The sequence below is a fragment of the Streptomyces milbemycinicus genome, from assembly GCF_002154605.1.
Lineage (GTDB): Bacteria > Actinomycetota > Actinomycetes > Streptomycetales > Streptomycetaceae > Streptomyces > Streptomyces milbemycinicus.
This window is the reverse complement of sequence record NZ_MUNE01000277.1, coordinates 1-542: the sequence shown is the minus strand read 5'-3', so window position 1 is coordinate 542 and position 542 is coordinate 1. Positions and strand designations below refer to the sequence as shown.

At 73.2% G+C, this 542-nt stretch carries 1 protein-coding gene; it reads right to left on the bottom strand.

Features of this window, described 5'->3' with window-relative positions; translation table 11 throughout:
• Positions 1–542 (bottom strand): DeoR/GlpR family DNA-binding transcription regulator (locus CCN51_RS22310; protein ID WP_086860007.1); only part of this gene is annotated, 542 nt, incomplete at both ends.

Below are 542 nucleotides of genomic sequence, written 5' to 3'. Positions count from 1 at the left end.
TGCTGCGGCCCACAGATCCGGGCGAGCCCGGTGTCGCCGGGGAACTTCCCGGCGGTGGCCAGCAGCACCACCTCGCGGGACGAGCCGAGCATGGCCCGTTTGACGGGCACCTCCACATGCGTGCTGTCCAGCACGCTCCCGTCGGGCAGCACCCCGCTGGCGCCGAGGAAGAGGCGGCCGACGTGCAGCTGGCGGATGTTGGACTCGGTGAGGAAGCCGACCACGGACCGGTAGTTGCTGCGCACCTGGCCGCCCAGCAGGATCAAGGTGACCTCCGGGTCGTCGCGCAGCTCGTCGTAGATGGCGAGGTTGCTGGTGACGATGGTGATCGGGCGGCCGCGCAGCAGCTTGGCGAGCTGGAGCGTGGTGGTGCCGATGTCCAGGAGCACCACGTCCCCGTCGGCGACCAGCCGGGCGGCCCGCCGGGCGACGGCCGTCTTGTCGACCAGGTCGTCCACCGCGACCTCGCCGAAGGGCCGCTCCTCGTCGGGGCGGGGGCTGGCCACCGCGCCGCCGTAGACCCGGGTGAGCCGGCCGGCCCG